The organism is Pseudonocardia sp., assembly GCF_025465255.1.
Lineage (GTDB): Bacteria > Actinomycetota > Actinomycetes > Mycobacteriales > Pseudonocardiaceae > Pseudonocardia.
The window spans coordinates 27,363-51,069 of record NZ_JAODNI010000215.1 but is presented as its reverse complement, the minus strand read 5'-3'; the positions used below and the strand labels follow the sequence as shown (position 1 = coordinate 51,069).

Genomic DNA, 23,707 nt, shown 5'->3' with positions numbered 1-23,707 from the left:
CCCTCGTCGTCCGGGGTGCCGGAGTTCGGTCGTGTCGCACTATCGGACACGTGCGTCCCTCGCCGCGGCGCTAGCGTTCCCGATCAGGAGATCTCCTGATCTTCCGGTCGAACCCGGTCATCCACGGCATTGGCACGAGCGGCCGGGAATTCCGTTGTCCGGACCCGTTCTGCAGTTCTGCATCTCTCCCCGTGAAGGAGTCCAGATGAAATTCGTCTACTTCATGCTCCCGGCCCTTCCGGCCACCGAACGCGAGCGGGAGGCGCTGCGCCCCATCGGCCACCGGACCGAGAAGTGGCAGCAGATGCTGACCGAGATCCGTGAACTGGCCAAGATGGCGGACGACTACGGCTTCGAGGCCATCTGCTTCCCGGAGCACCACCTGCACACCGAGGGCATGGAGATGGGCGGCCCGTCGTCGCTGTACCTGGACGTCGCCCACCACACCAAGAACATCAAGGTCGGCCCGGTCGGCTACGTCATGCCCAGCCACAACCCGGTCAAGCTGGCCATCGACACCGCCTGGCTCGATCAGATGACCCAGGGGCGGACGGTCGTCGGCATGGCCCGCGGGTACCAGGAGCGCTGGTTCAACGCCCTGACCCAGCTGCTCCCGGTGCAGACGGCGACCAGCGACGCGAGCGAGCGGGACAAGCTGAACCGCGAGCTCTTCGAGGAGTGTTACCAGATCCTCAAGCTGGCCTGGAAGGAAGAGGCGTTCAGCTACGACGGGAAGTTCTACCAGTTCCCGTATCCGCACCCCGCCTCCCCGTGGCCGGCAGGTGACTACACGCGCCGGTTCGGCGCCGACGGTGAAATGGGTGACGACGGCCTGCTGCACAAGATCTCCGTCGTTCCGAAGCCCTATCAGAAGCCGCATCCGAAGATGTTCCAGGCCTTCTCGATGAGCGAGAACACGATCCGCTGGACGGCCCGTGAGGGGATCACCCCCATCATCCTGACCTCGATTCCCGAGGATTACCACAAGATGGTCGAGGCCTACCAGGACGAGGCCCACCAGCACCTCGGCCACGAGCTGGCGCTCGGTGAGAACACCGGGGTGCTGAGGTCGGTCCACTTCGGTCGGAACAAGGACGAGGCGATGCGCCAGGCGGCGCGCGGGGTGTCGGGCGTGGGCTGGAAGCACTTCTGGGGCCACCACGGCTTCTACGAGGTCTTCCGCCGGGCCGGGGAGACCGGCGACGTACCCCGCACCATCGAGCGGATGGAGGAGTCGCACTACCTCTACGCCGGCGACCCGGGCGCGGTGGCCGAGAAGATGCACGAGCTGGCGGACAACGGCAACCCGGAGTACTTCGTCTGGTGGTCCGACCAGGGAATGCTTCCGTTCAACGAGGTCAGGCGGAACCTCCAGCTGTTCGGCGAGAAGATCATGCCCCAGTTCCCGGGCTGAACCCGGCACAGCCCGCGGTGGGGTGGCCCGGGCGGCCGGACCACCCCACCGCGGTCGTCACCGCGGGCCCGCCTCCGGGCCGCACGAGGTACGACGCAGTTCCCCGACCCGAGGAGATGAGATGGCGTTCTTCACCGTGGTGTGGAAGTACACCGACGATGCGGAGCTGATCGAGGCGGCACGCGGTCCGCACGGCGCGTACCTCAAGGAGCAGGTGGCCGACGGCGTGGTGCGCGTGGCGGGCCCCTTCGAGGACGGCACCGGCGGCATCCTCGTCGTCGAGGCCGGCGACCGGACCGAGTTGAAGTCGCTGCTCGACGGCGACCCCTACGTCGCGCAGGGCGTGGTCGTGGACAGCCAGATCTTCCCGTTCAAGCCGGTGCTCGGGGCCCTGGCCGGCTGACGGGTCTCCCGCCACATCTCTGATCAGAGAGGACGACCATGTCCGCACGACCCGCACCCCTCGAGTCGATCGACGTGGGTGACATCAAGGTGACCTACCTGCCCGACGGCGACGCGACCGTCGAGGCAGGCACCGTCTTCCCGGCCTCGAACGAGGCGCTCTGGGGAGCGCACCGCGAGCTGTTCGACGCCGACGGGAAGCTGTTGCTGACCCTCGGCGGGTTCCTGGTCGAGACCGGCGACCAGAAGATCGTCGTCGACCTGGGCTTCGGGGACATGACAGTCCCGTTCCCCCCGGTGGGCGGCGTGTTCCGCGGCGGCCAGCTGCTGTCGAGCCTGCGTAAGGCCGGCGTCGAACCGGCCGACGTCGACGTCGTGTTCTACACGCACCTGCACCTCGACCACGTCGGCTGGACCGCACAGAACGGCGAGCTGACCTTCCCCAACGCCCGGTACGTCGTCGGCGAGGGCGAGTTCGAGTTCTGGCAGGGCGTCACCGACGAGGGACTGGCCGTGGTCGGGCCGCACCCGGAAGCGGTCCAGGCGCCGCTGGTGAACCGGATCGAGTCCGTGGGTGACGGCGCGCTCATCGCCTCGGGGGTCAACGTGCTGGCGAGCCCGGGGCACACGCCCGGACACTGCTCCGCGGTGATCTCCTCGGGTGCGGACAGGGCGATCATCCTGGGCGACGTCGTGCACTGCCCGCTGCAGCTGGCCGACGGTGACCTGCGGATCATCTTCGACGTCGATCCGGAGACGGCCGCCCGCACCCGGGACAAGATCGCCGCGGAGCTCGAGGGCGACTCCGAGGTCCTCGCCGCCGACGGGCACTTCAGCGGCTCGGCCTTCGGCCGCATCGTCCGCGGAACCGGCAGGCAATGGGTGGGTCTGTAGGGCGCGCAGGTCACGACGTCAGGAGGAGGAACACGATGGCATTCGAGGTCAACAAGGTCGTGACGGACCGGGCCGCCGACGGAAAGTCGGTGTTCGCCGAGGAGAAGTCCGTCGAGCCGGGCCCCGTTCTCGGCCTGGACATCTTCAACATCTGGGGCACCGCCGACGGCGTCCCGTCCGTCGGCGCGGGGGACAACCCGGCGACGGTGCCGTTCCCGTTCTTCCCGGGGCCCGGTGGTTCGCGGTTCATCGTGGTGCGTTTCCCTCCCGACTCCGCCGCGGCGGAGCCGGGAGACGCGGACCCCGAGGAGGCCGCGGCGCAGGCAGAGCGGATCCAGCCCGGTCTGATCGGGGTGTTCGAGCCCGACACCCCCGGCATGCACACCACCGACAGCGTCGACTACGGAGTGTGCGTCGAGGGCGAGGTGTACCTCGAGCTCGACGACGGTGCCGAGGCGCACGTCACCCCGGGGACCTGCGTGGTGCAGCGGGGCACCCGGCACGCCTGGCGGAACCGTAGCGACTCACCCTGCACGATGGTGTTCGTCCTCGTCGGCGCGGAGCGTACGACCGGCTGACGGCGGCGGGCGCCCTCGCCCGGCTCCTACGCGGCCGCGACCGGGGCCCGCCTGCCGAGGCGGCGTCTCCGGTCGCGGCGTTCCGCCGCGGGAGTCCGCGGGCGTCTTCGGGTGCCCGCGAGCAGCTCGTGGGATTCCGGCGCGCGACCGGGGGGCCCGGGGCGCGGTCAGACCAGCGGGGCCGAGGCGAGGACGCGCACGGCCTCGGCGACCGCGGCGCGGCGGGCGATCCGGACCGCGGTCTCCAACGGCCGCAACGCCTCCCGACGGGCGGTGGCGGCCGAGGCCGAGAGGGCACCGCCCGGCTCGTCGACCGAGGCGGCGGCGAGGATCGCCTCCACCTCGTCCGCGTGCTGCAGCACCCGGAGGGCCTGCGGTGGCATGCCGGCCGGCCACAGCGACTGGGGGCGGGAGCGGAGCGCGGCCGCGATCTCCTCCCGCACCCCGGGCCGGTGCCGGGCCACGCCGAGGTCGGTGAGGATCGACGCGGACTGCCGCACCTGCTCGCGGAGGTCCCGTTCGGCCTGGTTCTGCGGGACGTGCTCGGCCGGCGCCCCGGGGTCCGGGACGGGGTAAACGGTCCAGCGCAGCACGCCGTCGGCGATCTGGCTCGGGACCAGACCCAGCCCGGCGTCCGGGAAGAACACCCCCTCGCCGGCGCGGATCACCGCGGTGCCGAACGAGCTTGGGCCGGGCAGGCCCCGGATGTCCCCGGGGGCGGTGAGCACGAGCCGCGCCGCACCCCGGGGGGCGAGTCGGCGCAGGGCGGCGAGCAGGAAGGTCAGCGAGGAGACCGGGGCGCCGGGGGCGGGGAGGCGGGTGGCGTCGGCGGTCGCGTCGTCGACGCACTGCACGTCGTGCGCATCGGCCCACGGGGCGAGGGCGTCGAGCACGTCGTCGGGTGCGGCGGAGCCGGCCAGCCAGGCCGAGGACCACACCGCGAAGGTGGCGGAGGGGCGGGGCACGGAAGCCAGGCTAGCTATCCGCGGCAGGCGGGTGGCGTCTGCCGTGCGGGTGACGCAGTGTGACGTTCGGTGAGCGGTTCGGAGGCACCGGCCCGATGCGGCGGCTGTCCGGGCGACGGGCGGCCGATCCTGGCGTGTCGCCGGGGCCCGAACCGTCACGATCGGCTAGAACCGTGCGATGGTCGCTCGCTCCCACGACTACCGGGGCATGTTCTCCTCCGACGGCACCCGCGTCACGACGAAGAAGACGATCCCCGAGATCGCCGCCGAGCCCGGCGTCGTCGTCGAGGACCCCGCGAGCGGATTCTGCGGCGCCGTCGTCCGGATCGACTCCCGCGAGGTGACGATCGAGGACCGGCACGGCCGGCACCGGGTCTTCCCGCTCCGCCCGGCCGCCTTCCTCTACGAGGGCGCCCCGGCCACGCTCGTGAAGCCGGCCCCGGTCGCCACCGGCCCGGCGGTCTCCGCGTCCGGCTCCGTCCGGGTCGCGAACCTCAAGGCGCGCACCGCCCGCGCGGCGCGGATCTGGGTGGAGGGCATCCACGACGCGGCCCTGTTGGAGACGGTCTGGGGGCACGACCTGCGGGTCGAGGGCGTCGTGGTGGAGCCGTTGCACGGCGTCGACGACCTCGCCGCCGCCGTCGCCGAGTTCGGCCCGGCGCCGCACCGGCGGCTCGGGATCCTCGTCGACCACCTCGTCGCCGGCAGCAAGGAGACGCGGCAGGCGCAGTCGGTCGCGGGACCGAACGTGCTGGTCACCGGCCACCCGTACGTCGACGTGTGGGAGGCGGTGAAGCCGACGTGCGTCGGCATCCGCGCCTGGCCGCAGATCCCACGAGGGACGGACTGGAAGACCGGGGTGTGCGCGGCGCTCCGCTGGGGCGAGCCCGCGGATGGCGCCCGGCGGGTCCTCGGGGCCGTCCGGTCCTACCGGGACCTGGAGACGCCGCTGATCGGCGCCGTCGAGCAGCTGATCGACTTCGTGACGCAGGAGGGCTGAGGCGGACCCGCCGCGGGACCTGACCAGGAACGGAACGGCAACGATCTTCACGAACCCGGCACGCCGGAGGTCGATCGGTGGCACCATCGGGGTCATGGTTCCCGTGATCTGGCTCATCGCCGGGATCGTGGTGATCGTCGGTGAGGTCCTGTCCGGCGAGTTCGTGCTGCTGATGCTGGGCGGCGGGGCGCTCGTCGCCGCGGGCGGGTCCGCACTGTTCGGGCTGGGCTGGATCCTCAGCACCGTCCTGTTCGCCGTGGCGTCGACGCTGCTGATCGCGGGGGTCCGGCCGGTGCTGCGCCGCCGGCTGGAGCGCGGGATCACGCCGTACCTGGGGCATACGGAGCGGATCGTGGGCGGCCCGGCGACCGTCGTCGAACGGGTCGACGGGCAGGGCGGCCGCGTGAAGATCGCCGGCAGCCTGTGGTCGGCCAAGGCCTACGACAACACACAGGTCATGGAGCCCGGCGACGAAGTGATGGTCATCGAGATCTCCGGCGCCACGGCGCTGGTGCTCGCGGAGTAGAGGTCCCGGCGGCCGCGGGGGGAACTGCGGCCCGCGGCGACGACAGGGGAGGAAACATGGACATTTCGGTACTGGTCACCGTCGTGGTGATCGTGCTGCTGGTCCTGGTGGTGATGGCGCGGGCGATCCAGATCGTCCCGCAGGCCACCGCCGCCGTGGTCGAGCGGCTCGGGCGGTACAAGACGACGCAGACGCCCGGGCTGGCGTTCCTGGTCCCGTTCGTGGACCGGATCCGGGAGCGGATCGACCTGCGCGAGCAGGTCGTGTCCTTCCCGCCGCAGCCCGTGATCACCAAGGACAACCTGACCGTCCGGATCGACACGGTCGTCTACTTCCGGGTCACGGACCCGAAGGCCGCGGTCTACGAGATCTCGGACTACATCACCGGCGTCGAGCAGATCACCACGACGACCCTGCGCAACGTGGTCGGCGGCATGACCCTGGAGGAGACGCTGACCTCCCGGGACCAGATCAACACCACCCTGCGCGGCGAGCTCGACGAGGCCACCGGGCGCTGGGGCATCAAGGTCGAGCGGGTGGAGATCAAGGCGATCGACCCGCCGCCGTCGATCCAGGAGTCCATGGAACGGCAGATGAAGGCGGACCGCGAGAAGCGGGCCACCATCCTCACCGCCGAGGGCCAGCGGGAGTCCGCGATCCGCAGCGCGGAGGGCAACAAGCAGGCGCAGATCCTCACCGCGGAGGGCGCGAAGCAGGCGGCGATCCTCAACGCCGAGGCGGAGCGGCAGAGCCGGATCCTGCGGGCGCAGGGTGAGCGCGCCGCGCAGTACCTCTACGCGCAGGGCGAGGCGAAGGCGATCGAGAAGCGCTTCGCGGCGATCAAGGCCGGCCGCCCGACACCCGAGCTGCTGGCCTACCAGTACCTGCAGACCCTGCCCGAGATGGCGAAGGGCGAGGCCAACAAGGTCTGGATGGTGCCGTCGGACTTCGGCAAGGCCCTCGAGGGCTTCACGAAGATGCTCGGCGCGCCGGGCGAGGACGGCGTCTTCAGGTACACCCCCTCGCCGGACGACGGCCAGCGCGTCCGGCCCGAGGACGACGAGGAGTCGGTGAAGGGCTGGTTCGACACCTCGGGGGACCCGGAGATCGCGGCCCAGGTCGCGGCGGCCACGGCCGCGGCCCGGCAGGAGGTCCCGGCGCTGGGCGAGGTCGCCCCGAAGGCGGTCGGCGCCGCGCCGGGAGGGGGCCCGCAGGGCCTGCCCGCGGGCGTCCCCGTCCCGGGCACGGACGACCTGACGCCGCCGAACGGGGTCGCGCGCACCGACGGGACCTGACGCCCGCACCATGGCTCCACAACGCGGCTGGCGTCAGGTGAGGGAGAAGCCGTAGGGGAGCTCCAGGCGGTGGGCCGCGAGGAGGTCGCGGTCCGCCAGGAGCTCCCTGGTCGGTCCGTCCGCGACCACGATCCCGTCGTCCAGGACGACGCTGCGCGGGCAGAGCTGCAGCGCGTACGGCAGGTCGTGGGTGACCATCAGCATCGTGCGGCCCAGCCCCAGCAGGACCTCGGCGAGCTCGCGGCGGGCCACCGGGTCCAGGTTCGACGACGGCTCGTCGAGCACGAGGATCTCCGGGTCGCAGGCGAGCACCGTGGCCAGCGCGACCCTCCGCCGCTGGCCGCCGGAGAGGTGCAGCGGCGAGCGGTCCGCGTGTTCCGCCATCCCGACGGCCTCGAGCGCCCGGTCCACCCGCCCGCCCAGCTCCTCGACGGGCACGCCGAAGTTCGCCGGGCCGAAGGCCACGTCCTCGCGGACGGTCGGCATGAACAGCTGGTCGTCGGGGTCCTGGAACACGATCCCGACCCGGCGGCGGATCTCCCTGAGGTGTGCCCGCTCCACCGGCAGGCCGCCGACCCGGACCGCGCCTTCGCCGGCGTCGAGGATGCCGTTCAGGTGCAGCACCAGCGTCGTCTTGCCCGCGCCGTTCGGGCCGAGCAGCGCGACCCGCTCGCCCCGTTCGATCCGCAGGTCCACCCCGAACAGCGCCTGGTGCCCGTCGGGGTAGGCGAAGGCCAGATCCCTGACCTCCAGCGACGGGGCGGTGACCGCGTCCGGGCCGGTGCCCGCCCGTGTCGAAGGCGCGCTCACACGATCACCCATCCCGAGAAGGCCAGCAGCGCCGCGGCGCCCACCGGCGCCAGCCCCACCGTCCAGTCCCGCCGCGTCGCGAGCCCGGCCGTCGACAGCACCGGCATCGCGCCCGACCAGCCCCGGGACAGCATCGCCAGGTGCACCCGCTCCCCGCGCTCGTAGGACCGGACGAACAACGCCCCGACGCCGCGGGCGGTGGCCCCGGCCTGCCAGAGGAAGCGCGGGTCGTGCCCCCGGGAGACGCGGGCGAGCCGCATCCGGCCGGCCTCGGCGACGATCACGTCCACGTAGCGCAGCATCAGCGTCGCGATCGTGGTCACCAGGGCCGGGACGTGCAGCCGCTGCAACCCGACGAGCAGATCCCGCATCGACGTCGTCGCGGCCAGGGTCAGCGACGTCAGGACGCCGAGCGTGCCCTTGATCAGGATGTTCCACGCCCCGAGCAGCCCCGGCTCCGACAGCGACATGCCCAGCCACTCGACCCGCGGGTCCGGACCGGTGAGCGGCAGCAGCACCGCCAGCACGACGAAGGGCAGCTCGATCACGGCGCGGCGCAGGATCCAGCCGGCGGGGATCCGGGCGGCCCACCACACCGCACCGAGCACCACCGGATACCCCGCGAACACGACGAACGCCTCGCGCGGGGTCGCGACCACGCAGACCACGCCCAGGAACGCCGCGACGATCTTGACCTGCGGCGGGAGCCTGTGGACCGGGGAGTCCCGGGCGAGGTGCAGCGGGTGCGCGTGGCCCGCGCCCATCAGCCCCGACCCCTCATCAGCCCCGGCCGTCATCGGTAGGGGCGACCCCGCGCCGGCGCAACACCCAGAACAGGCCGCCCGCCAGCAGGAGCGTGACGATCACGCCGAGGATCCCGGCCAGCCCGGTGGTGCCCGCGCCCCCGCCGACCGTGTAGTCCGCGAGCGGGGACGAGCTCAGGGCGTGGTTCGTGGCGTTCTGCGCGATGCACGTGCCGGCGAGCTGCTCGCCGGCGTCGGTCTCGGTGACCTGGCAGCCCTGCAGCGCGACGGTGTCCAGGCCGTCCGGGTCCGGGCTGGCAAGGTAGGAGAACCCGCCCGCGACGAGCAGGGCGACGGCGAGGAACCCCAGCAGGAAGCCGAGGGTGCGGCCCCGGGTCACGGCGCGGTCCCGGCGGCGCGGCGCAGCAGCGGGGTCTTCGCGCCGCGCAACAGGTGCACGAGGTCCGGGCGGACGGCCGCGACGGCCGTGACGGTCGCCGCGGTGATCACGCCCTCGCCGATGCCGATCAGCGCGTGCAGGCCCACCATCAGCCCGAACACGGTGCCGAGACTCGCCCCGCCGGAGCCGCCGATCGCGTACTCGACGACGAAACCCAGCGCCGCGACGACCGTGTTGAGGAACGCGGCGACGAACGCCGTCGCGGCGAGACCGCCCTTGCCGCGCCGGGCCAGCGGACGCAGCGCCACGGCCACCGCGTAGCCGACGACGACGCCGATCAGCGCCATGTTCGTGATGTTCGTGCCGAGCGCGGTGAGCCCGCCGTCGGCGAACAGCAGCGCCTGCACCACCAGCACGATCGCGATGCAGAGCGTGCCGACCCACGGCCCGACGAGGATCGCGACGAGGGCGCCCCCGAGCAGGTGTCCGCTGGCGCCGGGCAGGATCGGGAAGTTGATCATCTGCACGGCGAAGACGAACGCCGTGACGAGGCCCGCCATCGGGGCCGTGCGGTCGTCGAGGTCCGCACGGGCGCGCAGCGCGGCCAGCACCAGCCAGACGAGCGCGACCGCGCCGAACAGCAGGGACGTGGGGGCGTTCACGAGGCCGTCGCTCATGTGCATGGCGACGACCACCTCGTGCGGCGATCCGGACAACCCGTCCTCCAGGCGGCCGATGGGGACCGACCGGGGGACCGGCGGCAGTCCAGGCTAAACACCCGATCGGGGCTGTCGCAAACCCTGTGCGAGAGCCACCCGAATGCACCTGCCCGGAGGGACGGGCGGGAGGAGGACGTCAGGTGGTGACGCTCTCCCGCCGGGCGTCCCGCTTCGCCGCGAGGCCCGACATCGCGAACAGCAGGGAACGGCGCATCCGGCCGAACGGCGCGAGCGCGCGACCGATCGTCACGTCGAGGCCCCGCACGTCGTACTCGGGGGACTCGCCCAGCTCCTCGGTCAGCGCCCGCTGCGCCGCGTAGATCTCGTCCATCCGCTCGGCGCTGATCGAGCTGCCGCCGATCCGGAAGGCGGCGAGGGCTTCGGGCTGGCCGAGGAACTCGCCGAACTGGAGGAGACGCACGAAGCAGTCGACGTCCATGACGAGCGGGCGGTCCTCGCGCCAGCCCCCGATGGCCATGAAGTCCGCGCGCCGGAACATGACGTTGCCGACCTCGCCGATCGGGTTCGCCCCGTTCCGGACGACCTTCCGGGCGACCTCGGCGGCGTTGTGCACGCCGATCAGCCCGGAGAGGCCGCGGCGCGGCACGATGACCCGGCTCTGCTCGTCGATCATGTGCCGGCGGGAGGCGACGACGGCGAGGCCCGGGTCGTCCAGCAGCGGCTGGGTCTGCAGCTCGAGGCAGCGGGGGTGGAGGACGTCGTCCGCGCAAAGCACCTTGATCAGGGGCGCGCGCGTGTGGTCGACGCAGACCCGCCAGTTGCGGGGCTGGGGGAGCGTCTCGGCGTTGCGCTCGATGCGGATGCGCGGGTCCGAGAAGGAACGCATGATCTCGGGGCTGCGGTCGCTGCAGTTGTTGTCCAGCAGGACGAGCTCGAAGTCCCCGTAGGTCTGGTCGAGCACCGAGCGGATCGTCTCCGCGAGGTACGCCTCGCCGTTGTAGACCGGGATGCAGACGGAGACTGTCGGTTGGAAACTGCCGGGCAACATCGGCGCAGGGCCCCCTGGGTTCCGGGGCGGCCCGGCCCCGCTCGGCCGTCCGCGCCCGGGATGTCGGTCACGGGCCGTGCACCCGTGTTGCGGTACCGCAGGACGGTACCGTCAGCGGGGAGCCGCTCCGCCGGACCCCCGACCGGGAAGATCACGGCGCCGGTGCCGGGTCCGGCCGACGATCACGACGCCCGGGGCCGGTCCCTCGTGAAGGCTGTCCGACGTGCCGGAACGGCCCGATGATCGAGCCCGGTCGAACGCCGGACGTGCGGTTTCCGTAGAGTTCGCCCGGTGCCCGCGACAGTGGTGTCGGTTCTCGCACCGCCAGACGGTTGGACCATCGGCGTGTGCCCGGAAGGACGAGCGGTACGTCACGTAACGCAACGCCTGCCCGAGGAGATAGTCCGAGCGATGAGCACGTTTCCGGGTAGAAGTCTGGGCAGAGCAGGGATCGGACGCCACGGCGTCACCGCGACCGCACGACCGGTGCGATGAGGGGGAGATCGGCGATGCAACGCAGCGGAAGCCCGACGGTGTCCGTGGTGGTGCCGACCCGTAACGAGGCACGCAATCTCGAGGTGGTGCTGCCGGCGATCGCCGCCGTGCGGCCCGCCGTGCACGAGGTGATCGTGGTCGACGGGAACTCGATCGACGGGACCGTCGAGACGGCCCGACGGGTCCTGCCCTGGGCCAAGATCATCGCGCAGACACGCAAGGGCAAGGGCAACGCCATGGCCTGCGGGTTCGCCGCGGCCACCGGCGATGTGATCGTCATGTTCGACGCGGACGGCTCCGCGGACCCGAACGAGATCCCCGCGTTCGTCGCGGCCCTCGTCGCGGGCGCGGACTTCGCGAAGGGCAGCCGGTTCGTCCGGGGCGGGGGCAGCGACGACATCACGCTCCTGCGCAAGACCGGCAACTTCGGGCTCAACGGCGTGGCCAACGCGCTGTTCAAGACCCGGTACACGGACCTGTGCTACGGCTACAACGCCTTCTGGGCCGACCTTCTGCCCGTGCTGGAACTGCCGGCGGTGGACGCTCCCGCACCCACGGACGGGTCGATGCTCTGGGGCGACGGCTTCGAGATCGAGACCGTGCTGAACTGCCGCGTCGCGGCCGCCGGCCTCAAGATCACCGAGGTGCCCTCGCTCGAGCGCGAGCGGATGTTCGGCGAGACCAACCTGCGGACCTTCGCGGACGGCACCCGGGTGCTGCGCACGCTCGCCGCGGAGCGCCGGCGTGCGGTCCTGAAGAAGTCGAACGGTGCCACCGGCCCCTCGTTCCACGACGACCTGGAGGTCGACCTCGGCCCGGCGACGCCGGCCAACGGCTTCCCCGCGGTGAACGGTGGCTACTCGTCGACGGGCCTCCCGATGCACCCGTCGGAGCCGGCCGGCCCGGCGATGACGGTGCGTCCGCCCGTCCGCCCGTCGCCGACCCCGCGGAACGGGAACCGCCCGGCAGACCCGGCCAACCGCCCGTCGCCGCAGCGCGACGAGGCGGAGCGTCAGGAGCTCGAGATGCGTTACGCATTGGAGGAGGAGGCGTCCTGACGGGACGTCACACCTGTGTGGACCTCGGCGCCCGTCCGCGACGGGCGCCGGGTCATGCGTGGGCCGGCAGCCGGACGGGGTCGGAAGCCGTCCCGGCGAACGTGAGAAGCCCGGTGACGAACCGGCGAGGAACGGAGTGACGCGGTGAGCATGCCCTCCGCGGCCGAACTGACCCGAGCCCGCACGGCACGCCGCGCGGTCGCGCTGCTGCTGGCCGTGGCCGGTCTGGTGGCCTGTGGGCTGAACCTGCTGAACGTCTCGGGCGGGATCGCCGGCGACGTCCGGCTGTTCGTGACGATCGCCTTCCTGCTGCTGGGCCCCGGCTGGGCCGCGGCGGGTTTCCTGCGACGCGCACCCGCCGCCCACGTCTGGCTGCTGACCATCGGTGTCGGCGTCGCCACCACGCTGCTCGCCGCGCAGGTCATGGTGAGCACCGTCTGGTGGCATCCCAACTGGATGCTGTTCATCCTGACCGCTGTCAGCGTGCCGTTCCTGCTGCGGCACGCCGTGGTGGCGCAGTGACGGCACGGGACGTGGCCGGGGTCGAACCGCCGGCCCAGCGCGCCGGCCATCCGCGGCCGACCCCGCGGCCCCGGACCGGCCCGGTACCGGGCGCGGACGAACCGACGGTGGTCCTGCCGCCGCACGACGCGGACCGGCCGACGGTCGAGCTTCCCCCGGCGGTGGGCGGGAGCGAGGCCTCGGATGAGGTCCCCGGCGGCGGCGTGGCGGGCAGCGAGAGCCCGACCGTCGTCCTGGGCGTGGTCGCCCCGGCCATCACGCCCGACGAACCGGGGACGACCCCCGGCCGGAAGAAGAGCGGCGCCGGGGAAGGCCTCGCGCTGTCCATCAGCTCGGCCCTCGGTTCGCTGGCCGGCTTCCTCAGCTGGCTGCTCGCCGCGCGGATCATGCCGCAGGAGGAGGTCGGGCGGGCCTCGGCCGTCGTCTCGGCGTTCATCCTCATCGGCGGCTGCGCCCAGCTGAACATCAACGTCGGTCTGCTCCGCTGGCTCCCCGGATCCGGCCGCAAGGCGCCCCGGCTCGTGTGGGGCAGCCTCTTCCTGATCATGCCGCTGTCCGCCCTCGTCGGGCTGGTCTACGTGCTGATCGTGCCGGACCTCGGGGCGACGGCGTCCGGGCTGCTCTCACCCGACGACGGCTCGATCGGCGTCGGCGTCCTGCTGTTCGTGCTGGCCTGCGCCGGCTGGGCCGTGTTCGTCGTCCACGACTTCATCCTGGTCGCGATGCACCGGCCCTGGTGGACGGTGTGGCGCAACGGGCTGTTCGCGGTGGCCCGCATCGGGCTGCTGGTCGCGCTGGGGGCAGGACTCGGCGCCCAGGGCCTCGTGGTGTCCTGGGTCCTCCCGATCGTCGTGTGGACGGTCGGCGGGACGCTGGTCATCGCCTTGCTGGTGCGCCGCTTCGCCCGCCGGGCCGAGGGTTCGGTGCTGCCGAGCCGCCGGGAGGCCGTCTCCTTCCTCGGCCCGACGGCCGTCGCCCAGATCGGCAGCGCCCTGCTCTACAACCAGGTCACGCTGCTGGTGACCCTACGGTTCGGCCCGGGGCCGGGCGCCGCGTTCTTCATCGTCTGGCAGGCGGTGTCCGTCGTCGACATCGCGGCCACCTTCTACATGGACTCGCTCGCCGTCCAGACGGCGCGGGAGCCCCTGCGCGCGGCCGCGCTGGCCCGGGCGGCCCAGCGCCGGATGATGGTGCTCTTCCTGCCGGTGCTCGCGATCGCGATCATGCTGGCCCAGCCGGTGCTGCTGGTCTTCGGGCCGGGCTACGCCGAGGCCAGCCGGATCCTGCAGATCCTGATGATCGGGCTGGTGTTCCGGCTCGTCGTGGTGCACGAGCTCGGGGTGCGGCAGGCAGCCGGCGCGGCGCTGGCCTTCAGCCGGCTGCAGCTCGTCAACACGCTGCTGGTGCTGGCGGTCGTCGCGGTGCTGCCCACGCCCCCGGTCGGCTCGACCACGGACTCCGCCCTGCTCCCCATCGCGCTCGGCTACCTCGCCGTCCAGGTGCTCAGCGCGGCGGCCGTCCTCGTACCCCCGGCGCTGCGGCGCCGGCTCCGACCGGAGGTGAAGAGGTGACCTCGACCGACACCCGTCAGCCGGGTGACGGCCGTGACGGGCAGGACGTACCCGGGCGGGAGCGCGATCCGATCGATCCCCCCACGCAGGTGATCCCCGTCGTACCGCCGACCGGACACCCCGACGGCCACGACGACGGCGAGACGCAGTACTACTCGGTCCCGGACGCCCGGCACGGCGAGTCCGCCACCACCGCGGTGCGCGGCGTCGACCCGCCCACCCAGATGCTCCACGCCGAGGGCCGGCCACCGGTCCCCGCGCAGGCCTCGGGCCCGCGCGGGCCGTCGTCGCCCCGACCGGCGGACACCGAGCCGGTGTCGCGGCTGTGGATCTGGCTCTCGCCCGCGCTCGCGCTGCTGGCTGTTGCGCTGCTGCCGGTCGCCGCGGCCACGACGAACCTCGACGAGCTCGGCGGCTGGGGCCTCGCCCAGGTCCTGGGCATCGCCGGCTGGCTCGCGCTGGCCTGCGCCGTCGGCGCCTGCGTCGCCGAGCTCTGGTCCCCGCGGCCGCGCGTGCCGATGCTCGGCACCGCGACCGGCATCCTGATCCTCTGCAGCACCGGCATGCCGTCGGTGGTCATGCCGGAGGCTCGGTTCACCACGGCGTGGCTGATCTCCGGGTTCGTCGACGCGATCTCGAACGGCAACGGCGTCCCGCCGCAGGGTGTCGACGCGCGGTTCTACTGGCCCGCGTTCTTCGCCCAGTGGGCGTTCTTCCGCGACGCAGCCGGGGTCACCCAGCTCGACGTCGTGCTGCGCTGGTTCCCGCCCGCCGTCGTCGCGGTCTGGGCGATCGGCGTCTACGCGCTGGCCAAGTCGATGCTCGGCGGGCACCGCGCGCCGTGGGTCGCGGCGTGGCTGTTCGTCGGCCTGAACTGGATCGAGCAGGACTACTTCTCGCCGCAGGCGACCGGCATCGTGCTGCTGCTGACGGTGCTGACGTTCGCGCTCGGCCCGCTGGCGACCCGCCGGACGGACCCGCTCGGCGCCTCCCACTGGCCGAGCGGGACGGCCACGAAGCTCCCGCTCTGGCGACGCTGGACGGTCGCGGCGATGACCCCGCCGAACCGGCCGACGCTGCCTCCGCGGCAGCTGCTGCTGATCTACTTCTGCGCGTCGCTGTGCCTGCTGGCCATCGCGCCGGCCCACCAGCTCACCCCGTTCGCGATCATCGGCCAGCTCGCGGTGCTCGCGGTCGTGGGCCGGTTCCGCGGCCGTGGCCTCGTGCTCGTCGCGATCCTGGCCGTCGCGGTCTACGTGCTGATCGCGGGCCGGGACTTCTGGTTGACGCAGCTCAGCCTGATCACCGGGAGCGGTGAGGACGACGGGGCGCTGCAGTCCGGCGTCGCGGACCGGCTCGCGGGGGACACCGGGCAGATCGCGGTCAAGCTGATGCGGATCCTGGTGCCGGGCCTGACCTGGCTGCTCGCGATCGTCGGGGCGTGGGTCTACTGGAAGCGCCGCCGGGACCTCGTGCCGATCGCCCTGGCCGCGGTGCCGATGGCCTTTGCCGCGGTACAGAGCTACGGCGGCGAGCTGTTCCTGCGCATCGTGCTGTACGGCCTGCCGATCCTCACGATCCTCGGCGCGGACGCCCTCCGCAGCTTCGCCCGCAAGAACCGCGGTCGGGAGAAGATCCTGGCGGTCGGCATGCTGCTGACGTTCTGCTCCGTCATCGTCATCCGGGGCGGCAACGACGCCTACATGAACGTCACCGCCGAGGACATCGCGATCACCCGCGACGTCTACGCGACCACCCCGCCGGGCAGCAAGATCATGCCGATCTCCAGCGTGGGACCGTATGGGCTGACCGGGATCGGGAAGTACGACCGCGGCGGCAACATCGACGGGAAGAACTGTCCCGCGCTCGCGGCCGATCCGATCCCCTGCATCAACCTGGAGTACCCGGACGTCATCCTGGCGTACAAGTCGATGGAGCTGGAGGGCGTCGTGCTCAACGGCAAGCAGCCCGGCTGGACCCTCGACGTCATCCGGCAGGCCGTCGCGTCGGGCAAGTACACCCTGACCTACCAGAACGGGTTCGACGCCGTGCTGCGCAAGAACGCGGCGGGTCCCCAGTGATCGAGGAGGCCCAGTGATGGAGGAGGCACGGTGACCGGGGCGGCGTGGACCTGGACGGCGTTCTTCGCGCTGCTCCTGCTCATGGGCGCCCGGGCCTGGGTCGTCGAGACCTCGACCGGGCGTGCCGAGGGCCGGGGGACCGGCCGTCAGAAGGCGCTGACGGCCTCGGTCGCCGGGACGCTGGCCGTGCTGATCGTGCTGGCCGTGTTCAACGGCGGCGCGACGCTGGTCAGCATGCTGCTCAACGGGGGTCAGGTGCCGGCGGACACGACCGCGGTCACGGACGCCGGCGGCGCCGTCCCGGCGGCTCCCGCGGCGCCCGACAATTGATCGCCTGAGCACGGCCGCACCGGCCCCGGAGGAGTCCGGGGCCGGCGCGGCCGTCTCGTCGGGACGTCAGATCTGGATGCCGATCGCGACGTACTTGGTCTCGAGGAACTCGTCGATCCCGACCGAGCCGCCCTCGCGCCCCAGCCCGGACTCCTTGACTCCGCCGAACGGGGCGGCCGGGTTGGAGACCAGCCCGGTGTTGAGTCCGATCATGCCGCTCTCGAGCTTCTCCGCCACCCGCAGCGCCCGGTCCAGGCTCTCCGTGAACACGTAGTTGACCAGGCCGAACTCGGTGGCGTTGGCCGCGGCGAGGGCCTCGGCCTCGGTGTCGAACACGCTGATCGGCGCGACCGGCCCGAAGATCTCCTCGTGATTGAGGCGGGACTCCTTCGGCACGTCCGTCAGCACCGTCGGAGGGTAGAAGTACCCCGGCCCGTCGACGGGCGCGCCGCCGACCTTCACCGTCGCGCCGTGCGCCAGCGCGTCCCCGACGAGGTCGACGACCTTGTCCCGGCCCTTCGCGTCGACGAGCGGCCCGACCTGCACCCCGTCCTCGGTGCCGCGACCGACGACCAGCGAGCCCATCTTCTCGGCGAGGTTCTCCGCGAACGCACCGGAGATCGAGCGGTGCACGTAGAACCGATTGGCCGCGGTGCAGGCCTCGCCCATGTTCCGCATCTTGGCGACCATCGCGCCGGCCACGGCCTTCTCCAGGTCCGCGTCGTCGAACACGATGAAGGATGCGTTCCCCCCCAGCTCCATCGACGTCCGCAGCACCTTCTCCGACGCCTGTCGCAGGAGCGTCTTCCCGACCCCGGTGGAGCCGGTGAACGACAGCTTGCGCGCCCGGCCGTCGCGGATGATCGGCTCCATGACGCCGCCGGCGTCCGTCGCGTTGATGATGTTGAGCACGCCGGCGGGCAGGCCGGCGTCGAGCAGGATCTGGCCCAGGGCGAGCATGGACAGCGGTGTCTGGTGCGCGGGCTTGATGACCACGGTGCAGCCGGCGGCGATGGCCGGGCCGATCTTGCGGGTGCCCATGGCCAGCGGGAAGTTCCAGGGCGTGATGAACACGCACGGCCCGACCGGCTGCTTCATCACCAGGAACCGGCTCTGCCCGTTCGGCGCCGTCGCGTAGCCGCCGTCGATGCGCACGGCCTCCTCGGAGAACCAGCGGAAGAATTCGGCGGCGTAGGTGACCTCGCCCTTCGACTCCGCGAGGGGCTTGCCCATCTCCAGGGTCATGACCAGCGCGAGGTCGTCGACGTTGGCCATCATCGCCTCGTACGCCCGGCGCAGGATCTCCCCACGCTCTCGGGGGGCCATCGCGGCGAACCCGGCCTGCGCCTCGTGCGCCGCGGCCAGCGCGGCCATGCCGTCCTCCGGGCCGGCATCGGCCACCTCGGCGAGGACCTCGCCGGTGGCGGGGTCCTCCACCTCCGTCGTCGCTCCCGACGCTGCCGGCCGCCACTCGCCGCCGATCAGCAGCCCGGTGGGGACGGAGTCGAGGACCTTCCGCTCGAGATCGGACCCTGCTGTGCCTCTCGTGCCAGTCATGGGTCCTGATGGTGCCATCGGACACGGGGATGATGCAGGGTCACGGGCCGTCGGCTAGGAATGCAGGGTGACCGTGACGACGATGACGAGGTTGCCGAGCCTGGTACCCCCACCCGTGGATCTGCCGGAGCGCGTCGCGGCGCTGCGGGCCGACGTCCGCGCCTTCCTCGCCGAGGAACGCGCGGCCGGGGCCTGGCATCCGCGCGCGGACGTCTGGCTCACCGGCTGGGACGAGCGCTTCTCCAAGGAGCTGGCCCGCCGAGGCTGGCTGGGTATGACCATCCCCACCGAGTACGGCGGCCACGGGCGCGGCGCGCTCGACCGGTACGTCGTCACCGAGGAGCTGCTCGCCGCGGGCGCGCCGGTCGCGGCGCACTGGGTGGCGGACCGGCAGATCGGGCCGTCGCTCATGCGCTTCGGCACCGAGGAGCAGCGGCAGAAGTTCCTGCCGGGCATCGCGGCCGGCGAGGTGTACTTCGGCATCGGCATGTCCGAGCCGGACTCGGGCTCGGACCTCGCGTCCGTCCGGTCGAAGGCGGACAAGGTCGACGGCGGCTGGGAGCTCACCGGCCGCAAGGTCTGGACGTCCGGGGCGCACCACGCGCACGCGTTCTTCGCGCTGGTCCGGACCGCGCCGAAGGACGACACGAACCGGCACGCCGGGCTGTCCCAGCTGATCGTCGAGCTGAACTCGCCCGGCGTGGAGATCCGGCCGATCCCGCTGCTCACCGGCGCGCACCACTTCAACGAGGTGGTCTTCGACAAGGTCTTCATCCCGGACTCGATGGTCCTCGGCGAGGTCGGCCAGGGCTGGCACCAGGTCACCTCCGAGCTGGCGTTCGAGCGGTCCGGCCCGGAGCGGTTCCTGTCCACGTACCCGCTGCTCGCGGCGCTCGTCGGGGAGATCGGGCGGACGGAGCTCGACGCCGGGCGGCGCCGGGACCTGGGCGGGCTGGTGTCCCGGCTCTGGACCCTGCGGCGGATGTCGCTGGCGATCGCGGGGGCGCTGGAGTCCGGCGCCGCGCCGGAGCTGGCGGCGGCGGTCGTCAAGGACCTGGGGACGAGGTTCGAGAACGAGGTGATCGACGCGGCGCGGCTGCTGCTGTCGATCCCGCCGGACCCGGGGGCCGACCACGGGTACGCGCGGCTGCTGGCGGACGCGGTGCTGCAGTCCCCGGGCTTCACGCTCCGGGGTGGGACGAACGAGATCCTTCGCGGGATCGTGGCGCGAGGGCTGGGACTGCGATGAGTGAGCTTCAGGACCTGGCGGAGTCCGTCTTCTCGGACGCGTGGGACAACACCGCCACCGGTTTCGACTCCGAGCTGTGGAAGACCTGCGAGCAGACCGGGATCGCCCGGCTGACGCTGCCCGAGGCCGCCGGGGGCAGCGAGGGCTCCCTGACCGACGCGGCCGCCGTCCTCACGGCCGCGGGGACCTACGCGGCGCGCGTCCCGCTCGTCGAGACGGACCTCCTGGCCGGCTGGCTGCTGCACGCCGCCGGGATCGAGGTCCCGTCCGGCCCGCTGACCGCCGTCGTGGCCGCGGACCTGCGGGTGCAGCGGGCGGCGAGCGGCGCGACCGTCTCGGGAACGCTTCCGAAGGTGCCGTGGGCGCGGTCCGCCGCCGGGATCGTCGTGCTGGTGGGGGAGCAGGTGCTGCTGCTCGACCCCGCGTCGGTGGCGATCACCGAGGGCGCGAACCTGGCCGAGGAGCCGCGGGACGACGTCGTGCTGAACGACGTCACGGTGGCCGCCGGTTCGATCGCGGACGCGCCCGCGCAGGTGGCCGTCGAGTTCCCGCTCCGGGCGGCGCTCGGTCGGTCCCTGCTCCTGGCCGGGGCCGCGCGCGCGGCGCTCGCGATGGCCGTCAAGTACGCGGGGGAGCGGGTCCAGTTCGGCCGCCCCATCGGGAAGCTGCAGGCCATCCAGCAGCAGCTCGCCCTGGCCGGCGCGGAGGTGGCGGCTGCGGCCGCGGCGTCCGAGGCGGCGGCGCGGGCGGCGGAGGCGGACGGCTTCGACTCTCCGGCGACCGGGTTCGCGATCGCCGCGGCCAAGGCGCGGTGCAGCGAGGCGGCGGCGGTCGTCGCGCGGATCACGCACCAGGTGCACGGCGCGATCGGCTTCACCCGCGAGCACGACCTGAGGATGGCGACCACCCGGCTCTGGGCGTGGCGGGACGAGGACGGCTCGGACTCGTTCTGGAACGACCGGATCGGCGCGCGGGTGCTCGAGGCGGGCGCGGGCGGCCTCTGGCCGCTCGTGACGGGGACGCCGTAGCCCCCGTTGATCTTCACGAACGGCACTTTCGCTCGCTGAGTATGAGCGAGAGTGCCGTTCGTGCAGCTCAGGAGGTGGGGATCTTCCGGAAGTCCCAGCTGCTGATCTTCTCCGGGGTGAGGCGGAGCCAGGCGTGGCGGCCGTCGATCACGACGTGACCGCCGGTGTACTTGTCCGCGAACGCCTGCTCGACCGCCTCGAGCTCCGGATGCGGCTCGCCGGTGCGCGGCACCTCGCCGACGATCTCCACGCGGCCTCGCAGCTCCACGCCCCGCAGCTCGGTGTAGGCGTCCCCGTCGTCCACCACGGCCGCGATCCGCGGGTCCTTCTCGAGGTCCTTCCAGCGCTGGCTCCGCGACAGCGACGTGAGCCAGAGCGACGTCCCGTCCCAGTGGAACCAGAGCGGGGTGGCGTGCGGCCCGTTCGTGCCGTTCGTCGCGACGCGGCAGACGCGCTCCGCGGCGAGGTAGGCGTCGCGCTCCTCCGTGGTCATCGCGATGGCCCGGCCGCGGCGCTGGGTCTTCGGTGCGGTCATGTCTGCACGCTACCGGCCCGGAAATACCGCGACTCGGGCGTCCCGAGGCCCCGACTCGCGCGTCCCTGGACCCCGACTCGCGGGGCTTGGATCTCGCCCTCCGCGAGTCGTGGTCTGCGGACGCGCGAGTTCGCTCCTACGGGCGGTCCGTGGCGCGGCGGGCGCCTTCGGCGAGGGCGCGGAACTTCTCCCGGACGACCGTGGGGTGCACCTCGGGGGAGAACGTCGCGCGGGAGGAGAAGCCGCAGTCCGCACCCGCGATCACGTTCTCCCGGCCGACCAGGTCCACGTACCGGCGCAGCGTGTCCGCGATCAGGTCCGGGTGCTCGACGTAGTTGCTCGCATGGCCCAGCAGCCCCGGGATGAGGATCTTGCCGTCGGGCAGGGTGAGGTCCTCCCAGACGCGCCACTCGTGCTGGTGGCGGGGGTTCGCGACCTCGAACGAGTACGCCCCGGCGTTGATCTTCAGCATGATCGGTGCGATCTCGCGGAACTCCAGGTCGTGGATCCGCGGGCCGTGGTTGAGGCCGTAGCAGGTGTGCAGCCGGATCTTCTCCTCCGGGATCCCGCGCAGCGCGTGGTTCAGGATCTCGACGTGCTGCTCGGCGTCCCGCCGCCGCTGCTCAGGCGTGGTCGACGGGTTCTCGGAGAGGTACTCGATCAGCCACGGGTCGTCGATCTGGAGGAGGAACCCCGCGTCGACGATCCCCAGGTACTCCTCGCGAAGCGCCTCGGCGACCGCCGTCAGGTACTCGGCGTAGGAGCCGTAGTACTCGTTGCGGCCGAACCCGCTCGGGCTCGTCGAGGGCAGGAACGCCTCGGTCTCGCGGCGGCCCCCGATCCCTTCCTGGCTGAGCGCGGACCGCAGGTTCTCGACGTCGGTGCGGAGCTGCTCGTGCCCGGCGTAGGCGACGGGCCCGGTGCAGACCATCGTCGTCATCGGGCTGACGGTCTCCTTGTACTTGCCGAGGTAGCCGGCGTAGTACTCGGGGAACGCGTCGATCTCCACCTGCCAGGACGGCGGCATCAGCTTCTCCCCGCCGGCCGCGGAGAAGCCGGCGAGCCGGTCCTTCACGTAGGTCAGGAAGCTGACCTTGCTCATCTCGCCGTCGGTCACGACGTCCAGGCCGTCGTCGAGCTGTCCCCGCACGACGTCGGCGACGGCGGTGGTGACCCGCTTGGCGTATCCGTCGGCGTCGTAGGGCCGGCCGTGCTCCTTCTCCCGCATGATCTCGAGGAGGTCGTGCGGCCGGGCCAGGCTGCCGACGTGGGTGGTGAGGATCCGCTCCGTGCTGCGCCGCATGGTCCCGGGACGCTAGGAGCGGCCCGGTCCGGCGGGTAGGTCGCCGTTCCGCCCCGGCGAACGTCCTGTGCAGATCCGTCGGGATGATCGGTCCCATGACCGCAGCGCTCGAGGACTTCCTGGCGGACCGGGCTCGGCCCACGCCGTACCTCGTCCTGGACCTCGACGTCGTCGCGGACCGGTACGCCTGCCTCGCCGCGGCGTTCCCCGAGGCCCGCCTGCTCTACGCCGTGAAGGCCTGCCCGGAGCCCGCCGTGCTGCGGCTCCTCGCCCGCCTCGGCGCCGGCTTCGACGTCGCGGGCCCCGCGGAGATCGCCCTCTGCCTGGATGCGGGCGCCTCCCCGGCCACGCTCTGCCACGGCAACCCGGTCCGCGCCCCGGGCGACGTCGCGGCGGCCCACGAGGCCGGCGTGCGGCGGTTCGTCACGGACTCCGCCGAGGACCTGGCGGACCACCTTTCCGGGACGTCCGTGCTGGTCCGGATCCTGGTCGACGACCGGGGCTCGGCCACGCCGTTCTTCGGCAAGTTCGGCGCCGCGCCGGCTGAGGCCGGCCGGCTGCTCCGCGCCGCGGCCGCCCGTGGCCTCGACCCGGGCGTCACGTTCCACGCCGGGTCCCAGCAGTCCCGCCCGGAGGCTTACCGGGAGGCGGTGCGGGTCGCCCTGCGCGCGGCGGGCGGGGCGGGGCTCGCCCATCCGGACCTGGACGTCGGCGGCGGGATCCCCGTGCCCTACCGCGAGCCGGTCCCGGCGCCGGAGGAGTTCGCGGACGCCGTCCGGGCCGGGATCGCCGACGCCCGGGCCGCCGGCGACGTCGACGGCGCGGACCTGCTGCTCGAGCCCGGACGCGCGCTCGTCGCCGAGGCGGGTGTCCTCCGGACGACCGCGCTGCGGGTCTCCCGCCGCCCGGGGGTCGACCACCGGCGGTGGGTCTACCTCGACGCGGGCCGCTACCAGGGCCTCGCCGAGACCGAGGGCGAGTACATCGCGTACCCGCTGCGGGTCCCCGGCCGCGGGGGCGCAGCCGGCCCGGTCGTCCTCGCCGGCCCCAGCTGTGACGGCGACGACGTGCTCTACCGCCGCACCCCGTACGCCCTGCCCGACGACCTGCGCGCCGGGGACCACGTCGACCTGCTGCACGCGGGCGCCTACACCGCGAGCTACGCCTCCGTCGGTTTCAACGGCTTCCCGCCCCTGCCCGTCCATGTGGTGGGCACGCCGTAG

The 23,707-nt window shown here is 72.6% G+C and carries 24 protein-coding genes; 15 read left to right on the top strand and 9 right to left on the bottom strand.

Features of this window, described 5'->3' with window-relative positions; genetic code table 11:
• Positions 1-205: 205 nt before the first annotated feature.
• From JWP64_RS26505 to JWP64_RS26490, 4 genes are all read left to right on the top strand, one after another.
• Positions 206-1,414, top strand: a complete 1,209-nt coding sequence (locus JWP64_RS26505) for an LLM class flavin-dependent oxidoreductase (protein ID WP_297502491.1) — start codon at positions 206-208, stop codon at positions 1,412-1,414.
• Between the two features lie 121 nt (positions 1,415-1,535).
• Positions 1,536-1,817, top strand: coding sequence for a YciI family protein (locus tag JWP64_RS26500; protein ID WP_297502490.1), 282 nt, complete (start codon positions 1,536-1,538; stop codon positions 1,815-1,817).
• A gap of 38 nt (positions 1,818-1,855) precedes the next feature.
• Positions 1,856-2,710, top strand: a complete 855-nt coding sequence (locus JWP64_RS26495) for an MBL fold metallo-hydrolase (RefSeq protein ID WP_297502488.1) — start codon at positions 1,856-1,858, stop codon at positions 2,708-2,710.
• Positions 2,711-2,745: 35 nt separating this feature from the next.
• On the top strand, positions 2,746-3,288 hold the full coding sequence (locus tag JWP64_RS26490; RefSeq protein WP_297502486.1) for a cupin domain-containing protein: 543 nt from the start codon (positions 2,746-2,748) through the stop codon (positions 3,286-3,288).
• Between the two features lie 167 nt (positions 3,289-3,455).
• Here the strand turns inward: JWP64_RS26490 and JWP64_RS26485 are convergent, their stop codons facing one another.
• A complete protein-coding gene (locus JWP64_RS26485; protein ID WP_297502484.1) occupies positions 3,456-4,253 on the bottom strand; it encodes a hypothetical protein in 798 nt (265 codons plus the stop codon).
• Between the two features lie 208 nt (positions 4,254-4,461).
• On the opposite strand from JWP64_RS26485, the gene JWP64_RS26480 reads away from it, so the two are divergent.
• The 3 genes from JWP64_RS26480 to JWP64_RS26470 all read left to right on the top strand — a co-directional run bounded on the left by JWP64_RS26480 (position 4,462) and on the right by JWP64_RS26470 (position 7,074).
• Positions 4,462-5,253 carry a DUF3097 domain-containing protein gene (locus tag JWP64_RS26480; protein ID WP_297502531.1) on the top strand — a complete coding sequence of 264 codons (792 nt, stop codon included), beginning with the start codon at positions 4,462-4,464 and terminating at the stop codon, positions 5,251-5,253.
• A gap of 94 nt (positions 5,254-5,347) precedes the next feature.
• Complete coding sequence (locus JWP64_RS26475) at positions 5,348-5,779, top strand: NfeD family protein (protein WP_297502482.1); 432 nt, start codon at positions 5,348-5,350, stop codon at positions 5,777-5,779.
• A gap of 56 nt (positions 5,780-5,835) precedes the next feature.
• Positions 5,836-7,074, top strand: coding sequence for an SPFH domain-containing protein (locus JWP64_RS26470; protein WP_297502480.1), 1,239 nt, complete (start codon positions 5,836-5,838; stop codon positions 7,072-7,074).
• 33 nt (positions 7,075-7,107) lie between these two features.
• On the opposite strand, the gene JWP64_RS26465 is transcribed toward JWP64_RS26470, so the two are convergent.
• From JWP64_RS26465 to JWP64_RS26445, 5 genes are all read right to left on the bottom strand, one after another.
• Positions 7,108-7,884: an ABC transporter ATP-binding protein gene (locus JWP64_RS26465; RefSeq protein ID WP_297502478.1), complete on the bottom strand. Its 777-nt coding sequence runs from the start codon at positions 7,882-7,884 to the stop codon at positions 7,108-7,110.
• Positions 7,881-8,648, bottom strand: a complete 768-nt coding sequence (gene cbiQ, locus JWP64_RS26460; protein WP_297502476.1) for a cobalt ECF transporter T component CbiQ — start codon at positions 8,646-8,648, stop codon at positions 7,881-7,883. Before cbiQ ends, JWP64_RS26465 begins: the two co-directional genes overlap by 4 nt.
• A gap of 16 nt (positions 8,649-8,664) precedes the next feature.
• Complete coding sequence (locus JWP64_RS26455) at positions 8,665-9,027, bottom strand: PDGLE domain-containing protein (protein WP_297502474.1); 363 nt, start codon at positions 9,025-9,027, stop codon at positions 8,665-8,667.
• Complete coding sequence (locus JWP64_RS26450; protein ID WP_297502522.1) at positions 9,024-9,710, bottom strand: energy-coupling factor ABC transporter permease; 687 nt, start codon at positions 9,708-9,710, stop codon at positions 9,024-9,026. Before JWP64_RS26450 ends, JWP64_RS26455 begins: the two co-directional genes overlap by 4 nt.
• Positions 9,711-9,882: 172 nt before the next feature.
• Entirely contained in the window at positions 9,883-10,755 is an 873-nt protein-coding gene (locus JWP64_RS26445; protein ID WP_297502472.1) for a glycosyltransferase family A protein, read from the bottom strand.
• Positions 10,756-11,264: 509 nt separating this feature from the next.
• Between JWP64_RS26445 and JWP64_RS26440 the strand changes: the two genes are divergently transcribed.
• The 5 genes from JWP64_RS26440 (at position 11,265) to JWP64_RS26420 (ending at position 16,812) form a co-directional block, all read left to right on the top strand.
• Positions 11,265-12,308, top strand: coding sequence for a glycosyltransferase family 2 protein (locus tag JWP64_RS26440; RefSeq protein WP_297502470.1), 1,044 nt, complete (start codon positions 11,265-11,267; stop codon positions 12,306-12,308).
• A gap of 144 nt (positions 12,309-12,452) precedes the next feature.
• Positions 12,453-12,830, top strand: coding sequence for a hypothetical protein (locus JWP64_RS26435; protein WP_297502468.1), 378 nt, complete (start codon positions 12,453-12,455; stop codon positions 12,828-12,830).
• Positions 12,827-14,401, top strand: a complete 1,575-nt coding sequence (locus tag JWP64_RS26430) for a hypothetical protein (RefSeq protein WP_297502466.1) — start codon at positions 12,827-12,829, stop codon at positions 14,399-14,401. The genes JWP64_RS26435 and JWP64_RS26430 overlap by 4 nt, the downstream gene beginning before the upstream one ends.
• A complete protein-coding gene (locus tag JWP64_RS26425; RefSeq protein ID WP_297502464.1) occupies positions 14,398-16,482 on the top strand; it encodes a hypothetical protein in 2,085 nt (694 codons plus the stop codon). The genes JWP64_RS26430 and JWP64_RS26425 overlap by 4 nt, the downstream gene beginning before the upstream one ends.
• Before the next feature lie 30 nt (positions 16,483-16,512).
• The gene (locus tag JWP64_RS26420; protein WP_297502462.1) at positions 16,513-16,812 is read left to right on the top strand and encodes a hypothetical protein; all 300 of its coding nucleotides are present in this window, start codon (positions 16,513-16,515) and stop codon (positions 16,810-16,812) included.
• Positions 16,813-16,878: 66 nt separating this feature from the next.
• On the opposite strand, the gene JWP64_RS26415 is transcribed toward JWP64_RS26420, so the two are convergent.
• The gene (locus JWP64_RS26415) at positions 16,879-18,369 is read right to left on the bottom strand and encodes an NAD-dependent succinate-semialdehyde dehydrogenase (RefSeq protein ID WP_297502460.1); all 1,491 of its coding nucleotides are present in this window, start codon (positions 18,367-18,369) and stop codon (positions 16,879-16,881) included.
• Between the two features lie 82 nt (positions 18,370-18,451).
• On the opposite strand from JWP64_RS26415, the gene JWP64_RS26410 reads away from it, so the two are divergent.
• Together JWP64_RS26410 and JWP64_RS26405 are read left to right on the top strand one after the other, a co-directional pair.
• A complete protein-coding gene (locus JWP64_RS26410; RefSeq protein ID WP_297502458.1) occupies positions 18,452-19,618 on the top strand; it encodes an acyl-CoA dehydrogenase family protein in 1,167 nt (388 codons plus the stop codon).
• A complete protein-coding gene (locus tag JWP64_RS26405; RefSeq protein ID WP_297502457.1) occupies positions 19,615-20,646 on the top strand; it encodes an acyl-CoA dehydrogenase family protein in 1,032 nt (343 codons plus the stop codon). The genes JWP64_RS26410 and JWP64_RS26405 overlap by 4 nt, the downstream gene beginning before the upstream one ends.
• Before the next feature lie 67 nt (positions 20,647-20,713).
• Here JWP64_RS26405 and JWP64_RS26400 read toward each other — a convergent pair whose 3' ends face one another.
• On the bottom strand, positions 20,714-21,181 hold the full coding sequence (locus JWP64_RS26400) for a pyridoxamine 5'-phosphate oxidase family protein (protein WP_297502455.1): 468 nt from the start codon (positions 21,179-21,181) through the stop codon (positions 20,714-20,716).
• Between the two features lie 136 nt (positions 21,182-21,317).
• Complete coding sequence (locus JWP64_RS26395) at positions 21,318-22,484, bottom strand: cobalamin-independent methionine synthase II family protein (RefSeq protein ID WP_297502453.1); 1,167 nt, start codon at positions 22,482-22,484, stop codon at positions 21,318-21,320.
• A 95-nt stretch (positions 22,485-22,579) separates the two neighbouring features.
• On the opposite strand from JWP64_RS26395, the gene JWP64_RS26390 reads away from it, so the two are divergent.
• A complete protein-coding gene (locus JWP64_RS26390; protein ID WP_297502451.1) occupies positions 22,580-23,707 on the top strand; it encodes a type III PLP-dependent enzyme in 1,128 nt (375 codons plus the stop codon).

Bases quoted from the DNA above. Each gene is read 5' to 3' on its own strand.
- JWP64_RS26505 (WP_297502491.1), top strand. From the start codon at position 206: ATGAAATTCGTCTACTTCATGCTCCCGGCCCTTCCGGCCACCGAACGC.
- JWP64_RS26500 (WP_297502490.1), top strand. From the start codon at position 1,536: ATGGCGTTCTTCACCGTGGTGTGGAAGTACACCGACGATGCGGAGCTG.
- JWP64_RS26495 (WP_297502488.1), top strand. From the start codon at position 1,856: ATGTCCGCACGACCCGCACCCCTCGAGTCGATCGACGTGGGTGACATC.
- JWP64_RS26490 (WP_297502486.1), top strand. From the start codon at position 2,746: ATGGCATTCGAGGTCAACAAGGTCGTGACGGACCGGGCCGCCGACGGA.
- JWP64_RS26480 (WP_297502531.1), top strand. From the start codon at position 4,462: ATGTTCTCCTCCGACGGCACCCGCGTCACGACGAAGAAGACGATCCCC.
- JWP64_RS26475 (WP_297502482.1), top strand. From the start codon at position 5,348: ATGGTTCCCGTGATCTGGCTCATCGCCGGGATCGTGGTGATCGTCGGT.
- JWP64_RS26470 (WP_297502480.1), top strand. From the start codon at position 5,836: ATGGACATTTCGGTACTGGTCACCGTCGTGGTGATCGTGCTGCTGGTC.
- cbiQ (WP_297502476.1), bottom strand. From the start codon at position 8,648: ATGGGCGCGGGCCACGCGCACCCGCTGCACCTCGCCCGGGACTCCCCG.
- JWP64_RS26450 (WP_297502522.1), bottom strand. From the start codon at position 9,710: ATGCACATGAGCGACGGCCTCGTGAACGCCCCCACGTCCCTGCTGTTC.
- JWP64_RS26445 (WP_297502472.1), bottom strand. From the start codon at position 10,755: ATGTTGCCCGGCAGTTTCCAACCGACAGTCTCCGTCTGCATCCCGGTC.
- JWP64_RS26440 (WP_297502470.1), top strand. From the start codon at position 11,265: ATGCAACGCAGCGGAAGCCCGACGGTGTCCGTGGTGGTGCCGACCCGT.
- JWP64_RS26415 (WP_297502460.1), bottom strand. From the start codon at position 18,369: ATGACTGGCACGAGAGGCACAGCAGGGTCCGATCTCGAGCGGAAGGTC.
- JWP64_RS26410 (WP_297502458.1), top strand. From the start codon at position 18,452: ATGACGAGGTTGCCGAGCCTGGTACCCCCACCCGTGGATCTGCCGGAG.
- JWP64_RS26405 (WP_297502457.1), top strand. From the start codon at position 19,615: ATGAGTGAGCTTCAGGACCTGGCGGAGTCCGTCTTCTCGGACGCGTGG.
- JWP64_RS26400 (WP_297502455.1), bottom strand. From the start codon at position 21,181: ATGACCGCACCGAAGACCCAGCGCCGCGGCCGGGCCATCGCGATGACC.
- JWP64_RS26395 (WP_297502453.1), bottom strand. From the start codon at position 22,484: ATGCGGCGCAGCACGGAGCGGATCCTCACCACCCACGTCGGCAGCCTG.
- JWP64_RS26390 (WP_297502451.1), top strand. From the start codon at position 22,580: ATGACCGCAGCGCTCGAGGACTTCCTGGCGGACCGGGCTCGGCCCACG.